This window comes from Faecalibacter bovis (genome assembly GCF_017948305.1).
Lineage (GTDB): Bacteria > Bacteroidota > Bacteroidia > Flavobacteriales > Weeksellaceae > Empedobacter > Empedobacter bovis.
This window is the reverse complement of the sequence record NZ_CP072842.1, coordinates 1,823,938-1,844,721: the sequence shown is the minus strand read 5'-3', so window position 1 is coordinate 1,844,721 and position 20,784 is coordinate 1,823,938. Positions and strand designations below refer to the sequence as shown.

The 20,784-nt window shown below is 33.7% G+C and carries 16 protein-coding genes; 9 read left to right on the top strand and 7 right to left on the bottom strand.

Going from position 1 to position 20,784, the window contains the following annotated elements; all coding sequences use genetic code 11:
- Positions 1-22: 22 nt before the first annotated feature.
- From J9309_RS08840 to J9309_RS08830, 3 genes are read right to left on the bottom strand one after another with little or no spacing between them, the layout of a single operon-like run.
- Positions 23-2,170: a 3-hydroxyacyl-CoA dehydrogenase NAD-binding domain-containing protein gene (locus J9309_RS08840; protein ID WP_230475524.1), complete on the bottom strand. Its 2,148-nt coding sequence runs from the start codon at positions 2,168-2,170 to the stop codon at positions 23-25.
- Between the two features lie 17 nt (positions 2,171-2,187).
- Entirely contained in the window at positions 2,188-3,387 is a 1,200-nt protein-coding gene (locus tag J9309_RS08835) for an acetyl-CoA C-acetyltransferase (RefSeq protein ID WP_230475523.1), read from the bottom strand.
- A gap of 36 nt (positions 3,388-3,423) precedes the next feature.
- Positions 3,424-4,056, bottom strand: a complete 633-nt coding sequence (locus tag J9309_RS08830) for a TetR/AcrR family transcriptional regulator (protein ID WP_230475522.1) — start codon at positions 4,054-4,056, stop codon at positions 3,424-3,426.
- A gap of 245 nt (positions 4,057-4,301) precedes the next feature.
- Between J9309_RS08830 and J9309_RS08825 the strand changes: the two genes are divergently transcribed.
- From J9309_RS08825 to J9309_RS08785, 8 genes are read left to right on the top strand one after another with little or no spacing between them, the layout of a single operon-like run.
- Positions 4,302-5,897 carry an acyl-CoA carboxylase subunit beta gene (locus tag J9309_RS08825; RefSeq protein WP_230475521.1) on the top strand — a complete coding sequence of 532 codons (1,596 nt, stop codon included), beginning with the start codon at positions 4,302-4,304 and terminating at the stop codon, positions 5,895-5,897.
- Between the two features lie 25 nt (positions 5,898-5,922).
- Positions 5,923-7,878: an acetyl/propionyl/methylcrotonyl-CoA carboxylase subunit alpha gene (locus J9309_RS08820; RefSeq protein ID WP_230475520.1), complete on the top strand. Its 1,956-nt coding sequence runs from the start codon at positions 5,923-5,925 to the stop codon at positions 7,876-7,878.
- A 1-nt stretch (position 7,879) separates the two neighbouring features.
- Complete coding sequence (locus tag J9309_RS08815) at positions 7,880-8,698, top strand: enoyl-CoA hydratase-related protein (RefSeq protein WP_230475519.1); 819 nt, start codon at positions 7,880-7,882, stop codon at positions 8,696-8,698.
- Between the two features lie 36 nt (positions 8,699-8,734).
- Positions 8,735-9,595, top strand: a complete 861-nt coding sequence (locus tag J9309_RS08810; RefSeq protein WP_230475518.1) for a BKACE family enzyme — start codon at positions 8,735-8,737, stop codon at positions 9,593-9,595.
- Positions 9,596-9,597: 2 nt separating this feature from the next.
- A complete protein-coding gene (locus tag J9309_RS08805; protein ID WP_230475517.1) occupies positions 9,598-10,368 on the top strand; it encodes an SDR family oxidoreductase in 771 nt (256 codons plus the stop codon).
- A 45-nt stretch (positions 10,369-10,413) separates the two neighbouring features.
- The gene (locus J9309_RS08800; protein WP_230475516.1) at positions 10,414-12,099 is read left to right on the top strand and encodes an AMP-binding protein; all 1,686 of its coding nucleotides are present in this window, start codon (positions 10,414-10,416) and stop codon (positions 12,097-12,099) included.
- Positions 12,100-12,114: 15 nt separating this feature from the next.
- A complete protein-coding gene (locus J9309_RS08795; RefSeq protein ID WP_317192132.1) occupies positions 12,115-13,656 on the top strand; it encodes an acyl-CoA dehydrogenase family protein in 1,542 nt (513 codons plus the stop codon).
- A 54-nt stretch (positions 13,657-13,710) separates the two neighbouring features.
- The gene (locus J9309_RS08785; protein WP_230475515.1) at positions 13,711-14,856 is read left to right on the top strand and encodes an acyl-CoA dehydrogenase family protein; all 1,146 of its coding nucleotides are present in this window, start codon (positions 13,711-13,713) and stop codon (positions 14,854-14,856) included.
- Positions 14,857-15,074: 218 nt separating this feature from the next.
- Here J9309_RS08785 and J9309_RS08780 read toward each other — a convergent pair whose 3' ends face one another.
- The 3 genes from J9309_RS08780 to J9309_RS08770 all read right to left on the bottom strand — a co-directional run bounded on the left by J9309_RS08780 (position 15,075) and on the right by J9309_RS08770 (position 18,755).
- Positions 15,075-17,699 carry a carboxypeptidase-like regulatory domain-containing protein gene (locus J9309_RS08780; RefSeq protein ID WP_230475514.1) on the bottom strand — a complete coding sequence of 875 codons (2,625 nt, stop codon included), beginning with the start codon at positions 17,697-17,699 and terminating at the stop codon, positions 15,075-15,077.
- A 7-nt stretch (positions 17,700-17,706) separates the two neighbouring features.
- Complete coding sequence (locus J9309_RS08775; protein WP_230475513.1) at positions 17,707-18,468, bottom strand: GLPGLI family protein; 762 nt, start codon at positions 18,466-18,468, stop codon at positions 17,707-17,709.
- A gap of 62 nt (positions 18,469-18,530) precedes the next feature.
- On the bottom strand, positions 18,531-18,755 hold the full coding sequence (locus J9309_RS08770) for a hypothetical protein (RefSeq protein WP_230475512.1): 225 nt from the start codon (positions 18,753-18,755) through the stop codon (positions 18,531-18,533).
- A gap of 343 nt (positions 18,756-19,098) precedes the next feature.
- Here J9309_RS08770 and J9309_RS08765 point away from each other — a divergent pair, with 343 nt between their 5' ends.
- Positions 19,099-19,404 (top strand): hypothetical protein, encoded by a 306-nt coding sequence (locus tag J9309_RS08765; RefSeq protein WP_230475511.1) that lies wholly within the window; start codon positions 19,099-19,101, stop codon positions 19,402-19,404.
- A gap of 67 nt (positions 19,405-19,471) precedes the next feature.
- Here J9309_RS08765 and J9309_RS08760 read toward each other — a convergent pair whose 3' ends face one another.
- Positions 19,472-20,779, bottom strand: coding sequence for a hypothetical protein (locus J9309_RS08760; protein WP_230475510.1), 1,308 nt, complete (start codon positions 20,777-20,779; stop codon positions 19,472-19,474).
- Positions 20,780-20,784 lie beyond the last annotated feature (5 nt).

The window sequence follows — 20,784 nt, the reverse complement described above, 5'->3', positions numbered from 1 at the left end:
GATTTTGTGTGTTTTTATAAACTTATTTTTTTGTCCAATTTTGAGTATTTCCTGTATAGAATTTGAAATTCTGAGCGGCTAAATCGCGTAATGATTGTGGCACTTCCCATTGATTTCCGTTAGGTAAGAAACGATCACAATCTGCTACGAATTGTTGGATTCCTACCATATCAATGTAAGAGAAAACTCCTCCAGTATGTGGTGCGAAACCTAATCCTAACATCGATCCGATATCTCCATCTAAAGTCGTATTTAAAACGCCTTCTTCTAAACAACGGTAGCTATCTAAAGCCATCGCGTGCATTAAACGCTTCGCAATATCCTCGTTCGATACTGTTTGTTCTGCTTTGACTTCAACGAATTCGTTTTTCCAAAGTGTTTTCTTTCCTCCTTCTGGGTAATCGTAGAAACCTTTTCCTACTTTTTTCCCTAAACGACCTGCATCAGCCATTTTTTGGAAGAAATCTTTTAGTTGTTTTTCGTTTTCGTTTAATGATTCTTTTTGTGCGATAACGCGTAAAATTAATTCAATCGAAACCTCATCCATCACCGCTAAAGGTCCAATTGCCATTCCGGCTTGTTTTGCTACATTTTCGATCGTTTGTGGATTAATTCCTTCTAACACCATTGCCGCTGCTTCGAAATTGTAGAAACCAAATACACGTGAAGTAAAGAATCCGTGCGAATCATTTACGACAATCGGAACTTTACCAATTTGCGTCACATAATCAATCGCGTGTGCTAATGTTTCGTCAGACGTTTGTTTCCCAACAATGATTTCTACCAATGGCATTTTATCAACCGGCGAAAAGAAGTGAATACCAATGAATTTCTCTGGATTGACAGAAGCTTCTGCTAAACGAGAAATTGGCAATGTTGATGTATTAGATGCGAAGAAACCGTCAGATTTAATCATTGGTTCACTTTCTTTTGTTACAATAGCTTTTAATTGAGGGTCTTCAAATACAGCCTCGATGATTAAATCACAATCTTTTAAATCATCTACCGTAGCTGTAGGTAATATCTTGTTTAAAAGTGCATCTGCTTTTTCTTGCGTCGAACGACCTTTTGCAATTGCTCCTTTCAATAAATTTTCTGAGTATGCTTTACCTTTTTCAGCATTTTCAACCGAAACATCTTTTAAAACCACATCCATTCCCGCTTTTGCCGATACATAAGCAATTCCGGCACCCATCATTCCAGCACCTAAAATCCCTAATTTTTGAACGTTTTTCTTTTCGAATCCTTTCGGTTTAGATTTTCCTTTTTTCGCATCGTTAATCCCGAAGAATCCTGTACGAATAATGTTTGTCGTTACATCCGAATACAACGCTTTTGTAAAATAACGCGCTTCGATTTCTAACGCACGATTCATCGGTAAATCGATACTATCGTGTAAGGCTTGTAAAGCGTAGTTTAATCCTGGGTAATTTCCGTAAGAGTTTTTACGTAAGTTTCCGATTGATCCGACCATTGTCATATAACCTGATGGTGTTTTTAAACCTCCACCTGGAATTTTATGTTTTGGATTCGACCAAGGTTGTTCCACTTGTGGATTCGCCAAAATAAACGCTTTTCCTTTCGCTAATAATTCTTCTGGTGTTTCAACCATTTCGTCGATTAAACCTTCTTTCAAAGCATCAGCTGGACGGAACGTTTGTCCTTGTAAAACAATTTTAGCTGTTTTCTCTAATCCGAATAAACGAGATAACTTAATGGTACCTCCACCACCTGGGAATAGTCCTAATTTGGCTTCTGGTAATCCGATTTGGTACGAACCTGCTAATGCGATACGGCGATTATTCATTAACGATAATTCGTATCCACCACCTAAACAGTTTCCGTTAATTAAAACGACCATCGGTTTTTTGAATTCTTCTAATTTTAGCGATTGCTCGTGGAAACTTAATAAATCTTTTAAGAACGCTTCGGCATCTCCAGGTTTGTTCAATAATAAATTGATGTCTGCTCCTGCCATAAATTCTGGACGAGCCGAACGTAAAATTGAACCTTTCACTTCTGGTTTGGCTAACTCAACTTGTAAAGTTTCGAAGTATAATTTTAAGAAATCGCTCACAAACATATTAAAAGGATAATCCTTCATATCCATTGTGATGATTACGATTCCATTTTCATCTGTTTCTAATGTAAAAAATTGATTAGTTGTCATTTCAGTTTCATTTAAAGTTAAACACGTTCGATAATCGTTGCGATACCCATTCCACCACCTATACAAAGTGTCACAAGACCTGTTTGTAAATCGCGGCGTTCTAACTCATCGATTAATGTTCCCATCAACATACAACCTGTTGCACCAAGTGGATGCCCCATGGCGATGGCTCCACCATTGACATTGACTTTGTCGTGGTGTACATTTAACTTATCCATTAAATACATTGGAATCGCAGCGAAAGCTTCGTTCACTTCAAATAAATCAATATCATTAATGTTCATTCCTGCATTTTTCAGCGCTAATTCAGTTGCTGGAACCGGACCTGTTAACATAATCGTTGGATCAGTCCCTACCATTGCCATCGAAACAATTTTTGCTCTTGGCGTTAAACCTGCTGCTTTTCCTCCTTCTTCGTTTCCGATGATTGCCACTGCAGCACCGTCGACAATAGCCGAAGAATTTCCTGGATGATGAACGTGATTAATTTCTGAAACTTCTGGGTAACGATTGATAGCTACTGCATCAAATCCGCCCATTTTCCCCATCATTTCGAACGATGGATTTAATTTAGCCAATGACTCTAACGATGATTCACGTACATTTTCATCGTACGTTAAAATATCAAACCCATTAATATCTTTTACGGGGATTCTCGATTTGAAATAACCGTTCTTCTCTGCATTCAACGCTCTTCTTTGCGACTCTACAGCAAAAGCATCTAAATCTTGACGTGAATACCCTTCTCTTGTTGCAATCAAATCGGCTGATACCCCTTGTGGAATAAACATACCATATAAAGCTGCTGCAGGATCTACTGCCATTGCTCCACCATCAGCACCCATGGCCACACGCGACATACTTTCTACTCCACCTGCTAATACTAAATTTTTGTACCCCGATTTTGTATAAGCCGCTGCTTGATTGATCGCCTCTAATCCCGATCCACAAAAACGGTTTAATGTATAACCGCATAAATGATCGCCGTAATTCGAAACTTGAGCAATTGTTTTGGCAATATTTGCACCTTGATCCATTACCTGAGAAACACAACCTAACATTAGGTCTTCTACTAGTTTTGGATCTAAATCTTTATGGTCTTTTAGATGCATCAACAACTGCGCTCCTAATTGTGTCGGAGTAATTGAAAGTAAGGCTCCATTTTTGTTTCCTTTACCTCTCACAGTTCGTACTGCATCGTAGATATAAGCATTCATACTTTATTTATTTTTTTGTGGTTTTGTGTTTTGATTTTAAAGTGATTCAAGATCTTGAACCAATACTTTTCGAAGGGTTTTAAATCCTTTTTCGGTTAGCAAAGGATAAATCACATTCCATAACATCAATCGTAATTCCTTTGCATTGACATGATTGGATTCTTCTAAAATTCGAGTGCGTTCAATCGAAAAATTAAACAATGTCCAACAGATTTCAGCAACCTTTATATAATGTCCTTTGATTTTTTCAGGTTTCATATTTTCCGTAGCCACGGTATATTCCATTGCCGAATGCACATAATTGATTAAGAATTTGGCGTAACGACCTTGTAAACGACCAATCGTTGGATGATTACGCTCGATGTTCGTTGAATCCAAATAGAAAAATCGGTATTTGTAATTCAAATCAATTAATGGCTCTAATTGATCATTCAGTGTTTGAAAACGTGGTAATTCTTTTACTTTACGTAAAATTTGCTTACGTTCTTCCAACATATTTCTGAACAATGCTGAAATAATGTATGACTTATTCTTATAGTGATAAGCCAAATTTCCTAAACTCATTTCACAAGCTGAAGCAATATCTCTTAATGTTACTTCGCTCTCTCCTCTCGTATTAAACAACTCTAATGCGTTGTATAAAATATTATCCTTCGTATTCCTTGACATCTTTATTCTTTCAAGCACAACAATATTAGTAATTCTGTTCTAATTTAAAAAGAATTATTTCAATTTTTTGAAACTTTGTCCTAATTCGATAACAAAAGATTTAGTTTATTTATTCTTTGTATATCAATATTTTACATAAAATATTTTTAAAATTTTATTTGTAAATGAAAAATATTTTTTAGTATGTTTGTTCTAACTTAGTACAAGATTACTAAAATTAAAATTTAAACAAAACCACAAAAAATATGATCTTTCAAACTAAAATCAATACGAAAGCTGAACAATACCTAAAGAACAAAGAGGGTATGCTTGAGCTTTTGAAAAAACTTGATCTTCATCTGGAAGAAAGCCGTTTTCAAGGTGCTGAAAAGCACATTCAACGCGCCAAAGACAAAGGAAAATTATTAGCCAGAGAACGTGTCGAATTATTATTAGACCAAGACAGTTTCTTTTTAGAATTATTACCATTGGTAGGGTTAGAAGGAAAAGGATTCGGACCTGGAGGAACTTCAGTTGCCGGAATTGGTTTAGTCTCTGGAAGATTATGTATGATTACTTCTAACGTAGCGACAAACAAAGGTGGAGCTATTGATTATGCGACCCTACGAAAGTCGATTCGTATTGGAGAAATCGCAATGGAAAATGGATTACCAACCATCAATTTAGTTGAAAGTGCTGGAGCCAATTTACCAGAACAAGAAAAAATCTTCAACTTCGGTGGAACTACATTTCGTGATATTACAAGACGTTCTAAAGCAGGTTTCCCAACCATTTCAGTTGTTTTCGGAAATGCAACTGCTGGTGGAGCTTATGTTCCTGGAATGTCTGATTATGCGATTTTTGTGAAAGACCAAGCCAAAGTATTTTTAGCTGGTCCACCATTAGTAAAAATGGCGACGAAAGAAGTCGTAGATGATGAAAGTTTAGGTGGTGCTGCGATGCATTCTAAAATTTCTGGTGTTTCTGATTATTTAGCAGAAGACGAAGTAGATGGAATCCGTATTGCACGTGAAATCGTTCAATTTATTCGTCCAGCGGATGAAATGCAACCGGACAAATGTGCCATAGTTGAACCTTTATACGATCCAAATGAGATTTTAGGAATTATCAGTCCAGATATTAAAGTACCTTACGATTGTCGTGAATTAATTGCGCGTATCGTTGATGGTTCAGAGTTCTCTGAATTTAAGCCTGAATACGGAAATACTTTAGTAACAGGTTGGGCGCACATCAACGGGTATAAAATCGGAATCATCGGAAATAACGGAGTTTTATTTTCAGAATCTGCGAACAAAGGTGCGCAATTTATTCAGTTATGTAACCAATCCAATGTTCCTTTGTTGTTCTTACAGAATATTACCGGATTTATGGTGGGTCGTAAATACGAAGAAGAAGGAATAATTAAAAACGGTGCGAAATTAATCAATGCGGTATCCAACTGCGAAACACCCACAATTACGATTATGGTTGGATCTTCTTATGGCGCAGGAAACTATGCGATGAATGGTCAATCGTACCAACCTCGTTTCTTATTTACGTATCCAAATTCGAAAATTGCCGTAATGGGACCTGAACAATTAGCTGGTGTGATGGATATTATCCAACGTGAAGCGGCAGATAAAACAGGAAATCCATACGACGAAGAGCAAGCGAAAATGATGCAACAGTTTATGATTATGGAAGCGGAGAAAAAATCAAATGCTTGGTTTGCGACAAGCGAACAATTTGATGATGGAATCATTAATCCTGTGGAAACACGCAACTACTTAAAAATTTGTATGAAAGTTATCCACAACAAAGCATTTAATGCTTCAGGTAAATTTGGAATCTTCCGTATGTAATTTAAAACTCAAAATGCACAACAAAATGAAATCGATTAAATCCATTATAATTATCAACCGAGGAGAAATTGCTTGCCGTATTATTCGTACGTGTAAACAATTGGGGATAAAATCTATCGCTGTTTTCTCGGATGCTGATCAAGATGCTTTATTTGTGAAACAAGCAGATGAAGCATATCACTTACCAGGAAATCAACCGGCTGACACCTATATCAATGTCGAAAAAATAGTTGAAATTATTAAAAAATCTGGAGCTGATGCCATTCATCCAGGTTATGGTTTCTTATCAGAAAATGCCGATTTCGCAGAACGTTGCGAAGCTGAAGGTGTAACTTTTATTGGTCCTAACGGAAATGCAATTCGCCAAATGGGTTCTAAATCCATTGCGAAAAAAATTATGGAGGAACATCAAATTCCTACTATTCCTGGATACAATAAAGACGATCAAAGCATCGAAACCTTAACACAAGAAGCCTTAAAAGTTGGATTTCCATTATTATTAAAAGCATCTGCTGGTGGAGGTGGAAAAGGAATGCGTATCGTCAACAACGAAAGCGAAATTGAAAACGCGATCGAAGCAGCGAAACGCGAATCTAAATCTGCTTTTGGGGACGATCATTTAATCATCGAAAAATACATCGAAAATGCACGCCATATCGAGTTCCAAATTTTTGGTGATAAACACGGGAATGTGATTCATTTATTAGAAAGAGAATGTTCAATCCAACGACGTTACCAGAAAGTATTGGAAGAATCTCCATCGCCAGTTTTATCACAAGCGAAAAGAGAAGAAATGGGAGAAATTACTTGTCGTGTGGCAAAAGCCTTAAATTATGACAATGCAGGAACGGTTGAGTTTGTATATTCAGACAAAGACGAATCGTTCTATTTCTTAGAAGTGAATACTCGTTTACAAGTTGAGCATCCCGTAACGGAAGAAATTACAGGATTAGACTTAGTCAAAATGCAAATTGATTCGGCAGAAGGAAAAGCTTTAGCCATCAAACAAGAGGATGTAAAATCTTCTGGTTATGCAATGGAATTACGCTTGTATGCGGAAGATGCTTCGAACAATTATATACCAGCAACTGGTAAAATCGAATTATTTGAACTACCAAAAGTTGACGGATTACGAATTGAATCTGGAATTGAATCTGGATCAGAAATTTCTTTATTTTACGATCCAATGATTGCGAAAATCATCGTGCACGGTAATACTCGTGATGAAGCGTTTCGTAAAATGCAGTATACATTAGAACACACAAAATGTTTAGGTGTAACGACGAATCAAGATTTCTTATTGGATTTAATCAAAAATGATCACGTACAATCAGGAGATTATCATACTAAATTCTTAGAGACATCATATTCATTTGAAAAAGCTTCAACTGATCAATACATCAATGAAGCGTTAATTGCAGTTTCAGCTGCTCGTTATGCTGAAAGAAATAAGCATAATCATTCATTAATTGGTTGGAGAAACAGCTTCTCTCAAGGACAATGGGATACGTTTGAAATCAATGAAAATCAAACGAAAGTAAACTATCGTACCGTTGGAAAATCTTTAACATATTCAATTGGAGAATCAACATATGAAGTGACGGTTATTGGTTTCGAAAACGCTCAAATCCATTTGATCATTAACAGTAAAAAAGAAACGTACACGGTATTACACAAAGATCAAACGTATTTTATTCAACATCCGAATTTTGGAAGTTTAGATGTAAAATATGTGGATCGTTTCCCTCCAAAAAAACAAGAAAAGGTAGAAGGTGGTTATACGTCGCCAATGCCAGCTGAAATTATCGACATTCGAGTGAATGTAGGTGACGAAGTGAAAGAAGGTCAAATACTAATTATTTTATCCTCAATGAAAATGGAAATTCCAGTTGTTGCCGATAAAGATGGTGTGGTAGAAGAAATATTTGTGGAAAAAGCACAAAGTATCGAAGCGGATTATTTACTCTTAAAAATTGCATAAAATGGGATACTTCGAAACAGAATTAGTTGCAAAATTACACGAGCAAACGTTTCAATTTTTAATCGTTGAAGAAGCAAATCACACTTTATCGGTTACGTTAAATCGTCCAGAAAAAAAGAACGCTTTGCATCCACATATGGTCAATGAATTAGCTTTTGCTTTAGAATATGCAAATCAAGCGAAAGACGTTTGGGCAGTCGTTTTAAAAGCAAACGGAGATATTTTTTGTGCCGGAGCCGATTTAAAGGCATTTCAAGGTGGTGCGGAAGAAATTGTTTCAACAATTCCTTTCCCAAATGATAAAGTCTTAATCAATGAAATCTTTAACAATCTAACAAAACCTTGTATCGCTCAAGTCGATAAAAATGTATTAGCGGGTGGAATGTTAATGATGACAGGTTGTAACTACGTCATTGCAAAACCATCGGTAGAATTTGGATTACCAGAAGTGAAGCGTGGCTTATATCCTTTCCAAGTGATGAGTAGTTTATTAGAAGTTATGCCTGCTCGTAAAGTCATTGATTGGTGTATTACAGGAAAAAGTATTTCAGCCGAAGAAGCGTTAACGAATGGATTAATTACCCACGTGACGGAAAATACCGATGAAAAGGTGAACGAAATTTTATCGACTTTATTCGAAAACTCACCGAACGCCATTCGACTTGGATTAACAGCTTACAAAAAATTAAAAGAAAAAGACGTAAAAGCAGAAAACGAATATTTATTCGGAATGCTAATGCAAGCCATCGGTTCGAAAGATGCACAAGAAGGAATTGCAGCCTTTAGGGAAAAGCGTCAACCCGAATGGAAAGGAGAATAAACTAAAACAAAATATCAAAACACAAAACCACAATAAATGAAAAATAAAGTAGTCATCACAGCGGCATTAACTGGAGCTTTAGCAAACAGAAATCAATGTCCTTATATTCCATATACGCCAGAAGAAATTGGATTAGAAGCAAAATTAGCTGTAGAAGCTGGAGCTTCAATCGTTCACATTCACGCGCGTCAAGACAATGGATTACCAGCGTATGATGTAGAAACGTATACAAGAATTCACGAAGAAGTGCGTAAGCATTGTCCAGATGTTATCATCAACTATTCTACTGGAGCTATCGGGATTCCAAATGAAGAGCGTATTCACCAAATTGATGCTTTAAAACCAGAAACGGCAGCATTAAATATGGGTTCAATGAACTACGCGATCTACTCAAAAGAGAAAAAACAATTTTACCACGATTTTGTTTTCGCAAATCCATTCAAAGACATTCAATTCTTTATGGAAAGAATGAAAGCGGCTGGAACTCGTCCAGAAATGGAATGTTTTGATAACGGTCATATCAATAACTCTTTACCAATTATCGATATGGGAATGATGGAAAAACCATATATCTATTCCTTAGTAATGGGTGTTTTAGGAGGAATTGCGCCTACGACACAAAACTTAGTGCATCAAGTGAATACTTTACCACCAGATTCAGTTTGGCAGGTCATCGGAATTGGACGTAAGCAATGGGCATTAGCTGCAGCTGCTTTAACATTAGGAGGAAACTTCCGTGTTGGTTTAGAGGATAACTTCTACTTACCTGAAGGAGAAATGGCAAAATCAAACGGAGAATTGGTAGATGCTGCTGTTCGTTTAGCTCGTATGGTAGGTAAAGAACCTGCTTCTATGGCAGAAACTCGTCAAATTTTAAACATTCCTAGAATCTCATAAGTATGATTTTACAGGATTCATTTCAAGACCAAATTGTATTAGTTACTGGTGGCGGAAGTGGAATTGGTTTCAGCATTGCGAAACAATTTTTAACGAACGGAGCCAAAGTAGTAATTACAGGTCGTAACGGAGAAAAACTGCAAAAAGCAATTGAGAAATTGCGAGATGCAGGAGAAGTGACGTACCAAATCTGTGATATTCGCGAACAAGAGCAAATTCAACAATTAGCAGATTACATCAAAGAAAAATATGGACGTTTAGATATTTTAGTGAATAATGCTGGAGGTCAGTTTCCTTCATTAGCCAAAGATTTATCTTTCAACGGATGGACTTCGGTGATTAATAACAACCTAAACGGAACATTTTATATGACGCAAACAATGGCCAATACTTTCTTCTTGGAACAAAAGAAAGGAAATATTGTCAACATTATTGCAAATATATATAAAGGTTTTCCGGGAATGTCGCACACGGGTGCAGCGCGCGCAGGTGTAGACAATTTAACGAAATCTTTAGCAATTGAATGGGCACGACAAGGCATTAAAATTAATGCGGTTGCACCAGGAATTATACAATCAACAGGATTAGAACGATATCCAAAAGAATTGGTTGAAGGAATTGCCAAAACAGTTCCTGTAAACGAGTTAGGATCGACAGATGATGTAGCTCACGCTGTATTATTTTTAGCGAGTCCTTATGCAAAATTTATTACTGGAGAAACATTGTATGTTGACGGAGGTCAAAGACTTTGGGGAGATGTTTTTACATTATAATATTGAATCACAAAAAAAACACAAACTACAAAATCTTCTATTATTATGTCTTTACCAAAATTTGAAAATGCAGATTTTATGGACTTCTTTTTCTATTGGGAAAAAGAAAAGCCTGATGCAATTTTCCTTCGCCAACCTAAAGGAAATCAATGGATAACTTATACCTATAGTGAAGTTGGACAACAAGCACGCAAATTAGCAACTTACCTTGAAAGCAAAGGCGTTACAAAAAATACTCACGTTGGTATTGTTTCTAAAAATTGTGCTGAATGGATTATTACAGATATAGCTTTACTTTTATTAGAAGCTATTTCTACACCCTTCTATCCCAATCTTAATGCTGCGGAATTTGAAGTTGTTTTGAAAGAAAGCGATTCCAAATTCTTGTTTGCTGGAAAATTAGAAACCTGGGATCAGATTAAAACTGTAATTCCAAATGATGTTGAAATTATCACTTTCAGAGAACATCCAGATCATGTAAAAATTGATCGTGGAACACGTTGGGAAGAAATTCAGAATTTAACAGAAGTAAAAGATTTTACACCAAAATATGCAGACGATGATATTTGGACTATTTTATTTACTTCCGGAACTACTGGAACACCTAAAGGAGTAATGCTAACGTATGGCAATATGCGTCATGTTATCAAAGTTGAAACCACAAATCATGAAATAGGTTTAACTGAAATTGTAGGAAATGCACATTTTATTTCTGTACTTCCTCTAAATCATATTGGAGAGCGTATGGCAGTCGAAATGGCTGCATTTATCACAGGCGGAACTATTTCTTTTGTAGAGAATATTAACACCTTTGTGAAAAATATTCAAGATACTCAACCAACTTTAATGTTTACTGTACCGCATTTATGGTCTAAATTTCAATTAGGAGTTTTAGAAAAAATGCCTCAGAAACGTTTAGATCTATTATTTAAAATTCCAATCATAAATAATATCGTCAAGAAAAAAATTAAACAAAAATTAGGCTTATCTCGAATGATACATCCTATTACTGCTGCAGCTCCAATCCCACCTGAATTAAAAAAATGGTATGCTGATTTAGGTTTACATCTACGCGAAGTTTATGGAATGACCGAAACAACTGGCTTAACATTAATCACTCCAAAAGGAAATAAAAAAATTGGAACAGTTGGAAAGCCTATTAGTGGTATTGAGGCAAAAATTAACGAGGAAACTCAAGAAATTTTATTAAAAGGACCTTCTATTTTAACTGGTTATTATAAACAACCTGAGAAAAGCTCTGAAGTAATTCAGGATGGTTGGTTACATACAGGTGATCGAGGGCGAATTGACGAAGACGGATTCATTTATATTGAAGGAAGAATCCAAGATGCTTTCAAAACATCAAAGGGTAAATATGTTGTTCCTTCTCCTATCGAATGGAAATTTGGAACAAATGAGAATATCGAACAAATTGTAGTTGTTGGAATTGGAATAGCTCAACCGTTAGGATTAATTAAGTTATCTGAAATTGGTAAAGCAAAATCGAAACAAGAAATTGAAGATAATTTATTACCTGAACTTAAACGTGTAAATGACGAATTAATCAATTTTCAGAAGTTATCTCATCTTGTAATTTTAGATGATGAATGGTCAATTGAAAATAAAATTTTGACACCAACTCTTAAGGTTAAACGAAATTTAGTCCACGAACGATACAAAGATCAATATTCAAAATGGATTACAAATTCATCTAAAATTGTTTGGCCTTAAAAAAATCACAAAAAAATGAAAAACATACAATTTACAGACGAACATAAAGCGTTTAGAGATTCGTTAAAACAATTTTTAAATAAAGAAGTAACTCCATATATCGATCAGTGGGAAAAGGATAACAAAATCCCACGAGAAGTGATCAAGAAAATGGGTGACATGGGCTATTTAGGTTTAAATATGCCAGAACAATACGGTGGAATGGATTTAGATTTCTACTACTCTGTTATTTTCTTAGAAGAAATTTCTTCTGTTTTCTCAGGTGGTTTCGCAATTACATTTGCTGTTATCCAATACATGTCTTCTCCCTATTTAATGAAACATGGTTCGGATTACATTAAAGAAAATTACTTAATGCCAACAATCGCTGGCGATAAAGTTTCTGCCATTGCAATTACAGAACCTGGTGCAGGCTCAGATGCTGCAAATATTCGCACAACAGCAAAATTAGATGGAGATTATTATGTTGTTAATGGATCGAAAACATTCATCACAAACGGAATCTACGGAGATTATTACGTAACTGTTGTGAAAACAGATCCAGAAGCTGGTGTAAAAGGAGTTTCATTACTATTGATTGATCGTGAATCAGCTGGTGTTACAACAACTAAAATTGAAAAATTAGGTTGGCATTCTTCTGATACAGCTGAAATAAGTTTTGATAACGTAAAAGTTCCAAAAGAAAACTTATTGGGTGAAGAAGGTTTAGGATTTATTTACTTGATGGGTGGATTACAGTTAGAGCGTTTAGCTGGCGCTATTATGGGAACTGCAGCATCTGAATGTGCTTTAAATTATGCTTTAGAATATATGAACCAACGTGAAGCATTTGGTCGAAAAATTAATCGTTTTCAAGTTTTACGTCATCGTGTTGCACAAATGACAGCAGATATCGAAGTCACTAAAAACTATGTGTATTACTGTGCTCAATTACAAAATGATGGAGAATATGCGGTAAAAGAATGTTCTATTGCAAAATTACAATCAACTGAATTATCAAGTAGAGTAATTAACGAATCATTACAATTTTTCGGTGGTTACGGATTTACAGAAGAATTCAAGATTGCTCGTATGTACCGCGACACTCGTGTAGGAACTATCGGTGGAGGAACATCAGAGATTATGCGCGAAATTATTGCAAAAATGGTGATTGATGATGTATCTTACGATACAGCAAACAACTCAAAACCAGCAGGAAATTCTGAACCAAAAACAAACGGACAAGCAACTATAAATACTAATCAAGAAAAAAACACAACTATGTCAGATTTAAATTTATTAGACGTTATCAAAACTAACGCAGAAAAAGTATCAGCAATCGGAAATTCTTTAAAATTCGATTTAGGAGGAGAAGTTATCGTTATTGATGGTAAAGGTGATACTAATGTAGTTTCTCAAGACGATCAAGATGCAGATTGTACTTTAAAAGTTTCTAAAGAAGATTTAGCTGATTTATTATCAGGAAAATTAAATCCGATGAACGCCGTAATGGGTGGTAAAGTTCAGATCAAAGGTGATATGAGCGTTGCAATGAAGTTACAGTCTTTGTTAGGATAAAAACGTAATAAAAGGCTGATATATTCAGCCTTTTATTTTTTAAATTGATTAGTTATGAGTAGATATTATACAGCTGAACACGAAAAAAAAAGAAAAGAAATAAAAGCATTCTTTGATCAAGAAGTTAAACCCAATATCGATCAATGGGAAAAGGAACAACATATTCCAAAATCGATTTGGAAAAAAATGGGCGAAAAAGGCTACTTAGGTTTTGGTTTTCCTAAGGAATATGGTGGTACAAACCGTGATTTCTGGTACAATGTTCTTTTGGTTGAAGAAGTTTCTAAAATCCGAAGTGGTGGTTTTAATGCTGCTTTTGGGATTACACAAATGGCACTTCCATATATTTACAAATATGGGTCTGATTTTTTAAAAGAAAAATATTTAAAACCTGTTGTTTTAGGCGATATGAATTGCTGTATGGCGATTACTGAACCTGGAGGAGGTTCGGATGTTGCCAATGCAAAAACTGTTGCTGTTAAAGAAGGTGACTTTTACATCGTAAACGGTTCCAAAACATTTATTACAAATGGAATTTTGGGTGATTTTTTTGTAACAGTTGTTAAAACAGATCCAAATGCTGGATTCGCAGGTTTTTCTTTATTAATTATTGATGCTAATGCAGAAGGTGTAATTAGAAATCCAATTCACAAAATGGGATGGCACGCTTCTGATACTGCTGAGATTGGATTTAATAATGTGAAAGTTCCTGTTGAAAATTTAATCGGAACGGAAGGAAGCGGATTCTTCTATTTAATGGGAGGTTTACAATACGAAAGGCTTTCGATGGCTTTAGGATCAATTAACGATGCTGTAAATGCCTTAAATTATACGATACAGCAAAAAGCTAAATTATTAAAAGGCGCAGATAATCAACAAAAGCGTCACGATTTAGCGCAAATGGTGGCTGATGTAGAATTATCAAAACAATTTGTTTATCAGTGTTGTAAAAATCACGAAGAAGGCGAATATATGGTTTTAGAATGTTCTATTGCAAAAGTAAATGCGACAGCGTTGGCCGACAAAATAATCATCAAATGTATCGAGATTATGGAGGATTTAGGTGTAAGAGAAGATCACTTCTTGGCGCGTATGTATCGCGATTCTAGGATTGGTACAATTGGTGGAGGATCGCAAGAAATTATGTTTGAAATTATTTCAAAAATGGTAATTGACGATAAAAAGTACGACGCTGCTTAATTACATATTTTTATGATTTTTCAAGTACAACTCAAAACGTTGTACTTTTTTATTGATGAATATTTTTGAAATTCTGTCTTAGTTCTCGATGTAAAATTGCGTTAGGGATTGTAGTGGAAATCCTTTGCGAAGTGATAACGTGCAAAGATTGGAACGAAAAGCCCGACCGAAGGGAACGCCCAAAATAAAATAAACTCCCACAAAAGGAAGTTTATATTTTAAAAAGTAAAACGTGTTGTTAGCATAATTTGTGTTGGTCTTAGCTTGTATTGATAGCGCATTTCGTAATACGAACTTAAGCTGTTTTGAGAAAAATACTTTTCGTTAAAAAGATTGAAAGCCGTTAATTCAAAATCAATTTTATTTTTCTGTAACGTGTAGCGATACATTAAATCGCCGAAAACTGAATTTGGATTAAGACGAGCTTCTTGGTTAATGTACGCATCCACATTTAATTTGATATAATGACGATTCGCAGGAAAAAGATGTAAACCGAATTGATGTTCTTGATTCACAACTTTTCGTGAAGGTTGATGATCAATTTTACTCTGATAATTCAGCCACGAATATTTATATTCAAAAGTTAACCAACTTAATTTTCTGTATTTAATACTACTAATTATACTTGTCATTTGATTATCAACTTCTAAAAAATCATTATTTAATAATTCATCATTTTTAGACCATTGTTGAGCAATTTCGACTTCAAAATTTGATTTTATTTTTGAAAAATATTGACTAATTTTTCCATTTAATTGATGAGATACTGAATTATTTTTTCGTTCAATAACTTGTAAAATTGTGCTTGCATCTGGATTATACATGTAATTATTCAGCAAAGAATTTTCAGTCCACGAATAATTATATCCAAAGTTGATAAACCTAGCTTTGATCGGATTTTTATATTCTGCACGAAGCGAAGAATTCCAAGAATCTCTTTCATTTAATTTACCATCGCGTTTATGTATCGAATTATAATTATACAACATGTAATTATCATGAATTGCCGACAAACTACCGAAACTTTGTTTGAATGAATGTGACGAACGTAATTCCCAATAATTAGATAATTTATAAGCTAAAAACAAATTAGGATTTACAAACAAACGGTTCATTTCATCTTTCTTTATAAAACTTTTCATCTGCAAATGATTCATTTCTATTGGTAAAGAAAGCGTTGTTCTAAATTTTTCTTTTTTATATTCGAATCGATTATCCCAAAAATAATTGAATTTTGACCACGTCATATCATTAATAAAATTACTGCCTGCAGAAGAATTATCAGCAAATAAATTACTTTCCATTTCTTGATTTAAATATCCAAATCCTAATTTTGAATGAACTGAATTTGATTTAATTCCTTTCGAAAATTCAATAAAATTATTAGTTGAAAATTTAGAAAAATCTACACGTTGAAAAGCATTTTGATAGTTTTGATTTTGATTAATCATCTCGTTAAAAACTCCAGGCGAAACAGATAATTCTTCTTGATAATTCTTATAAGAAACAACCGAACGAAATGTTACCAATTGCTTCCCTATTTTTTTGATTATTTTGAATTGATTGGCAAATTCTTGATTCGGCTTTTGTAAAATTTGATCGACCAATTCATCATCTAGTTTTAAATAGCCATGCGAACGATTCCATGCACCTTTAAATTCGATTTCGTTTTGCAAATAATTATCCGAGCTGTTGCGTAATAAAGTAGCTTTCGTTGAGAATTCTTCGTTTTGTATATGATTACGCTTCTGTTCATTTAACAATAAATTTCCCGATTGTAAAAAATACTGCGTTGTACTTTGCCCTATTCGCTTTTGATAATCGTTGGTATACGACAAATTAAATCGTAAATCCAACTCTTTATTCAACTTAAAAAGATGATTCCAAGTTCCTAATTGAACGAAATTATTCAACCATCTTTTTTCATTAAAATTGGGAGTTTGTACAGAAGAAATTCCCAACCAACCTTCGTTAGAAAAACTTTCGGTATTATTCATTAAATCTTCGAAAGATAAAATTTGTAATTGTTTGGTTACATCTTCTCCTCTATTATTGACTTGGTAAGAACCTATCATTTGTTGTTTCTTTTTAAACAACATTGGTGTGATATTGGCTTGATATAGTAAAGGCGAAACGCCTAAGCCGATTTCTGCTTTACCAGAATAGGTGATTTTATTTTTTAGTTTGATATTTAATGCAGCTTTAGAACTTACCACTAAACTATCTAACATTTTGATGGGTTGATGATTTTCTAAAATCTGAACTTTATCTACTGCATCTGCAGACAAATTTTCGTTGGCCAAAGCATATTTACCACCTAAAAGATCCATACCTTCAATATAATATTTATTAATAGGTTCGCCTTGGTACAAAATACGTCCAGAATTTTCAATTTCTATTCCTGGCATTTTTTTGATGACATCGGCTATGGTACGATCTTGTATATCTTTAAAGTTCGTCACATCGTAAGCAATAGTATCTCCTTTTTTACGAATTGCAGTTTTTTTTAATTGCACTTCTTTAAGCTCAATTGCTTTTTCTTGTAATGTAAAATCAAAATCTGAAGTAGTTTCGTTGACCAAATCAGAAGCAAAGGCATAATTCATGGCACGCACTTTTACCTCGTACATTTCGTATATTGATTCCTTTAACGTAAGTGTAAATTTCCCATCGGCTTTGGTAATAAAATAAGTTAATGTTTTATCCTCATCGCTTGGTGATAAGATAACATTTGCACCAGCAATAGGTTGACCATTTTCGTTTTTTACTGTACCTGAAATGGTAATCTGAGCGAAAAGAATATTGGCAAGAAGTAATAATAGTATGGAAAGTTGTGGTTTCAAAAAGTATTTATTCTAATTCTAAGAAATTATTATTTTTATTAACATTGAGAATAATTCTATCCATTATTTCAGATGAAAAATTAGTTTTTACATCGCCTTTGTTTATAAAATATATAGGGTCATCTAAAAAATCTCTTCTCAATTTCTTAAAATCATCTTTTGTTATTTTTATAAAATTATTTTCTAAAATATTCATGCTTTTCAATTCATTTTTTAATGATATTAATTCAAAATTAAAATTGTTATTCTCATCTCGAATTTTAATAATCAATCCGGGTAAACCATAAAATTTATACGGCCCATCTGAAACTGGAATTTCTTCCGTATACCATGCTATCCATTTTCTTCCACCAAAATTTGTTATAGCCTTTTTAGCTAAATAGCCGTTTAGATTTAATGTTTCATCCGTAATTTCCCAATCAAAATTTATACGTTGCTCATAATAAATATTAGTTGTATATATTCTATCAAAATAGGTTATTCTATTTTCATCTTTTTTAATATGAAATTTATAATTTGACTTTGGTAAACTAGAAATCATACTGAAATTAGCAGTACCTAAATTCATTATAGAATCAACTTTATATAAATTTTCTGGTATAAAAATAGATTTATCATGACTGTATAAAAGTAACATGACATCATTATCATAATGATAGCTCATACTATCTTTCTTATACTCTAAATTATATTTAATTATAAAATTATTTTGTTGACCAAAAACCGAGTTAGATACATAAAATATTAAAAGAACTATTAAATTTTTCATTTATGCATTTTTATAATTAGGATAATTCTATTTTCAAGAATTATCCTAATTTTATTAAAATTTTATGGACAAATTAAACCATCTTGAGCCCATACCATATTAACTAATTGTTGTGTTGTACCATTGAAATTACAAATATCAGCACTAACTCCACATGAATAATTAACTTTTATACAATTTTCTTCTGTTTGAGCTTTTGAAGCTTCTTCTTTAATCTCTTTAGTTTCATTCGCCATTGCGAATGTTCCGAAAAGTGCAAAAGCACTTGCAAATAAGATTTTTTTCATTTTTAAAGTAATTTAGTTTTTAATTCTTCTGTTGTAGTTTGCAACCTATAACATACTCCTTAACGTTAATTACTTCAATAATAATAATAATAATAATATGCAAATCAATAGAACAATTGTTGTCAAAATTTATATAAATCATCAATTTCATAAATATAGAACACTATAACATTGAATATTAACATCTTGTAAATATTACCTTTATAAATAAAAATGAATTTTTATACATTTTATTACAGTTGAAAGATTTTAAAGTATCTAATTATAAAATAAGATCTATATACAGTAATACTTAACAATGGAATATGTTTTGTTATAAATAAAAGAAACTAAATCAACAACTATGAAAGAAAAATTACAATACCGATACAAATCTGTAAGTATAGCATTAGAAGAACTTAAAAATGAAGGATATACTATTGACTTTAATTTTGAAAAAGATAGAATACGAGTGAATCCAGATGTTTTTGATATCACGTATATCTACCGATACGAAGGAGCTTCAAATCCAGATGACGAATCATCCGTATATGGAATCGTAAACAATGAAACTGGTGAAAAAGGTGTATACGTTTTAGGATCTCTTGGTACAGATGATGAGATTGATCAATTTATTATTAAATTAGAAATTAAAAGAAGAACTATTTAATATAAAAACATAAAAAAAGCTCGATGCAAATGCATCGAGCTTTTTAGTTTTATGATTAACCAAACGATTAGAATGGGTATTCGTAAATTTTTGATTCGTGGAAGTAAGGGTGTCCTTTAGCTTCTAAGTTTAATTTAGAAATAGCATTCATTACTACGAAAGTAAATAAACCTGCTATTGCAACTAAAGATCCAATCTCCATAAATCCGAAGTTGTGGAACGGTCCAACAGCCGCTGGCATAATTTGGTTGTAGAAATCCCAGTAGTGACCTAAGATAATTACAAATCCCATTGCGAAAACGATGTTGAAACGACGCTTCATAGAAGAAGAAATTAAGATTAAGAATGGTGCAAATAAGTTTACAACTAACATGTAGTAGTAGTAAGGGTATTGCGCCATACGTTGCTCGAAATATTGTACTTCTTCAGGAATATTCGCGTACCATTGTAACATGAACTGACAGAACCATAAGTATGACCATAATAATGAGAAACCGAACATGTATTTAGTTAAATCATGTAAGTGGTTGTCATTAAATAATGGTAAAGATCCTTTTCTCTTTAAGTAGATTGAGATGATTGCCATAATAGAAACCGCAGAAACTAAGTATGAAACCATTCCGTACCACATAAATAATGATGAGAACCAGTGTGGATCTAATGACATTACGAAATCCCATGCAAATGCTGCCGAGAAAATTGCGAAAATTACGATATAAATTACCGATTTTGTATATAAAGAAGAGAATAAACCTCTATCTCCAGGAGTTTCGTCTAATTTACGAGTAGCATTTTTGATTACAGGAACCATTAATGATAATACCACTAAATAGATAACACAACGGATAACCCAATATGGTGTAGATAACCAGATCTGAGCTTTGTTCGCCATGAAAATATCATATTTAGGGCTTTCAGGATCTAATAATTCAGGAACCATCCAGTGAAATAAGTGATTCCAGTGCATTGCAGAACCTACAACAATAATCATTAATAAAACAGATGCCACTGGTAAGAAAGATGCAATACCTTCCATTACACGTGTTACAACCATTGACCAACCTGCGTTAGCAACAAATTGAATACATAAGTAGAATAATGCAGATGCTGCAATTCCAAATGCGAAATAAGCTGGAACATAAAAAGCAGCCCAAGGTCTGTTTTTTAATAAATTCTCTAAATGTGCCATGTGTGCATCATGATCCGTATTAAAAGAAATAAACGCATCAGAAACATAGTCACCATAGAATTGTGTTGGATCTGCTTGAATTAATCCATTAATATAGTCATGAGAATTTGCTACATCAGATTGATGTAAGAAAAATCCAATCCCGTAAAGTACAACCCCTACCACAATCATGATAAGAGATGTCATTTTTA

Bases quoted from the DNA above. Each gene is read 5' to 3' on its own strand.
- J9309_RS08765 (WP_230475511.1), top strand. From the start codon at position 19,099: ATGAAAGAAAAATTACAATACCGATACAAATCTGTAAGTATAGCATTA.
- J9309_RS08775 (WP_230475513.1), bottom strand. From the start codon at position 18,468: ATGAAAAATTTAATAGTTCTTTTAATATTTTATGTATCTAACTCGGTT.
- J9309_RS08835 (WP_230475523.1), bottom strand. From the start codon at position 3,387: ATGAATGCTTATATCTACGATGCAGTACGAACTGTGAGAGGTAAAGGA.
- J9309_RS08795 (WP_317192132.1), top strand. From the start codon at position 12,115: ATGAAAAACATACAATTTACAGACGAACATAAAGCGTTTAGAGATTCG.
- J9309_RS08815 (WP_230475519.1), top strand. From the start codon at position 7,880: ATGGGATACTTCGAAACAGAATTAGTTGCAAAATTACACGAGCAAACG.
- J9309_RS08770 (WP_230475512.1), bottom strand. From the start codon at position 18,755: ATGAAAAAAATCTTATTTGCAAGTGCTTTTGCACTTTTCGGAACATTC.
- J9309_RS08825 (WP_230475521.1), top strand. From the start codon at position 4,302: ATGATCTTTCAAACTAAAATCAATACGAAAGCTGAACAATACCTAAAG.
- J9309_RS08820 (WP_230475520.1), top strand. From the start codon at position 5,923: ATGAAATCGATTAAATCCATTATAATTATCAACCGAGGAGAAATTGCT.
- J9309_RS08800 (WP_230475516.1), top strand. From the start codon at position 10,414: ATGTCTTTACCAAAATTTGAAAATGCAGATTTTATGGACTTCTTTTTC.
- J9309_RS08840 (WP_230475524.1), bottom strand. From the start codon at position 2,170: ATGACAACTAATCAATTTTTTACATTAGAAACAGATGAAAATGGAATC.
- J9309_RS08830 (WP_230475522.1), bottom strand. From the start codon at position 4,056: ATGTCAAGGAATACGAAGGATAATATTTTATACAACGCATTAGAGTTG.
- J9309_RS08760 (WP_230475510.1), bottom strand. From the start codon at position 20,779: ATGACATCTCTTATCATGATTGTGGTAGGGGTTGTACTTTACGGGATT.
- J9309_RS08805 (WP_230475517.1), top strand. From the start codon at position 9,598: ATGATTTTACAGGATTCATTTCAAGACCAAATTGTATTAGTTACTGGT.
- J9309_RS08810 (WP_230475518.1), top strand. From the start codon at position 8,735: ATGAAAAATAAAGTAGTCATCACAGCGGCATTAACTGGAGCTTTAGCA.
- J9309_RS08785 (WP_230475515.1), top strand. From the start codon at position 13,711: ATGAGTAGATATTATACAGCTGAACACGAAAAAAAAAGAAAAGAAATA.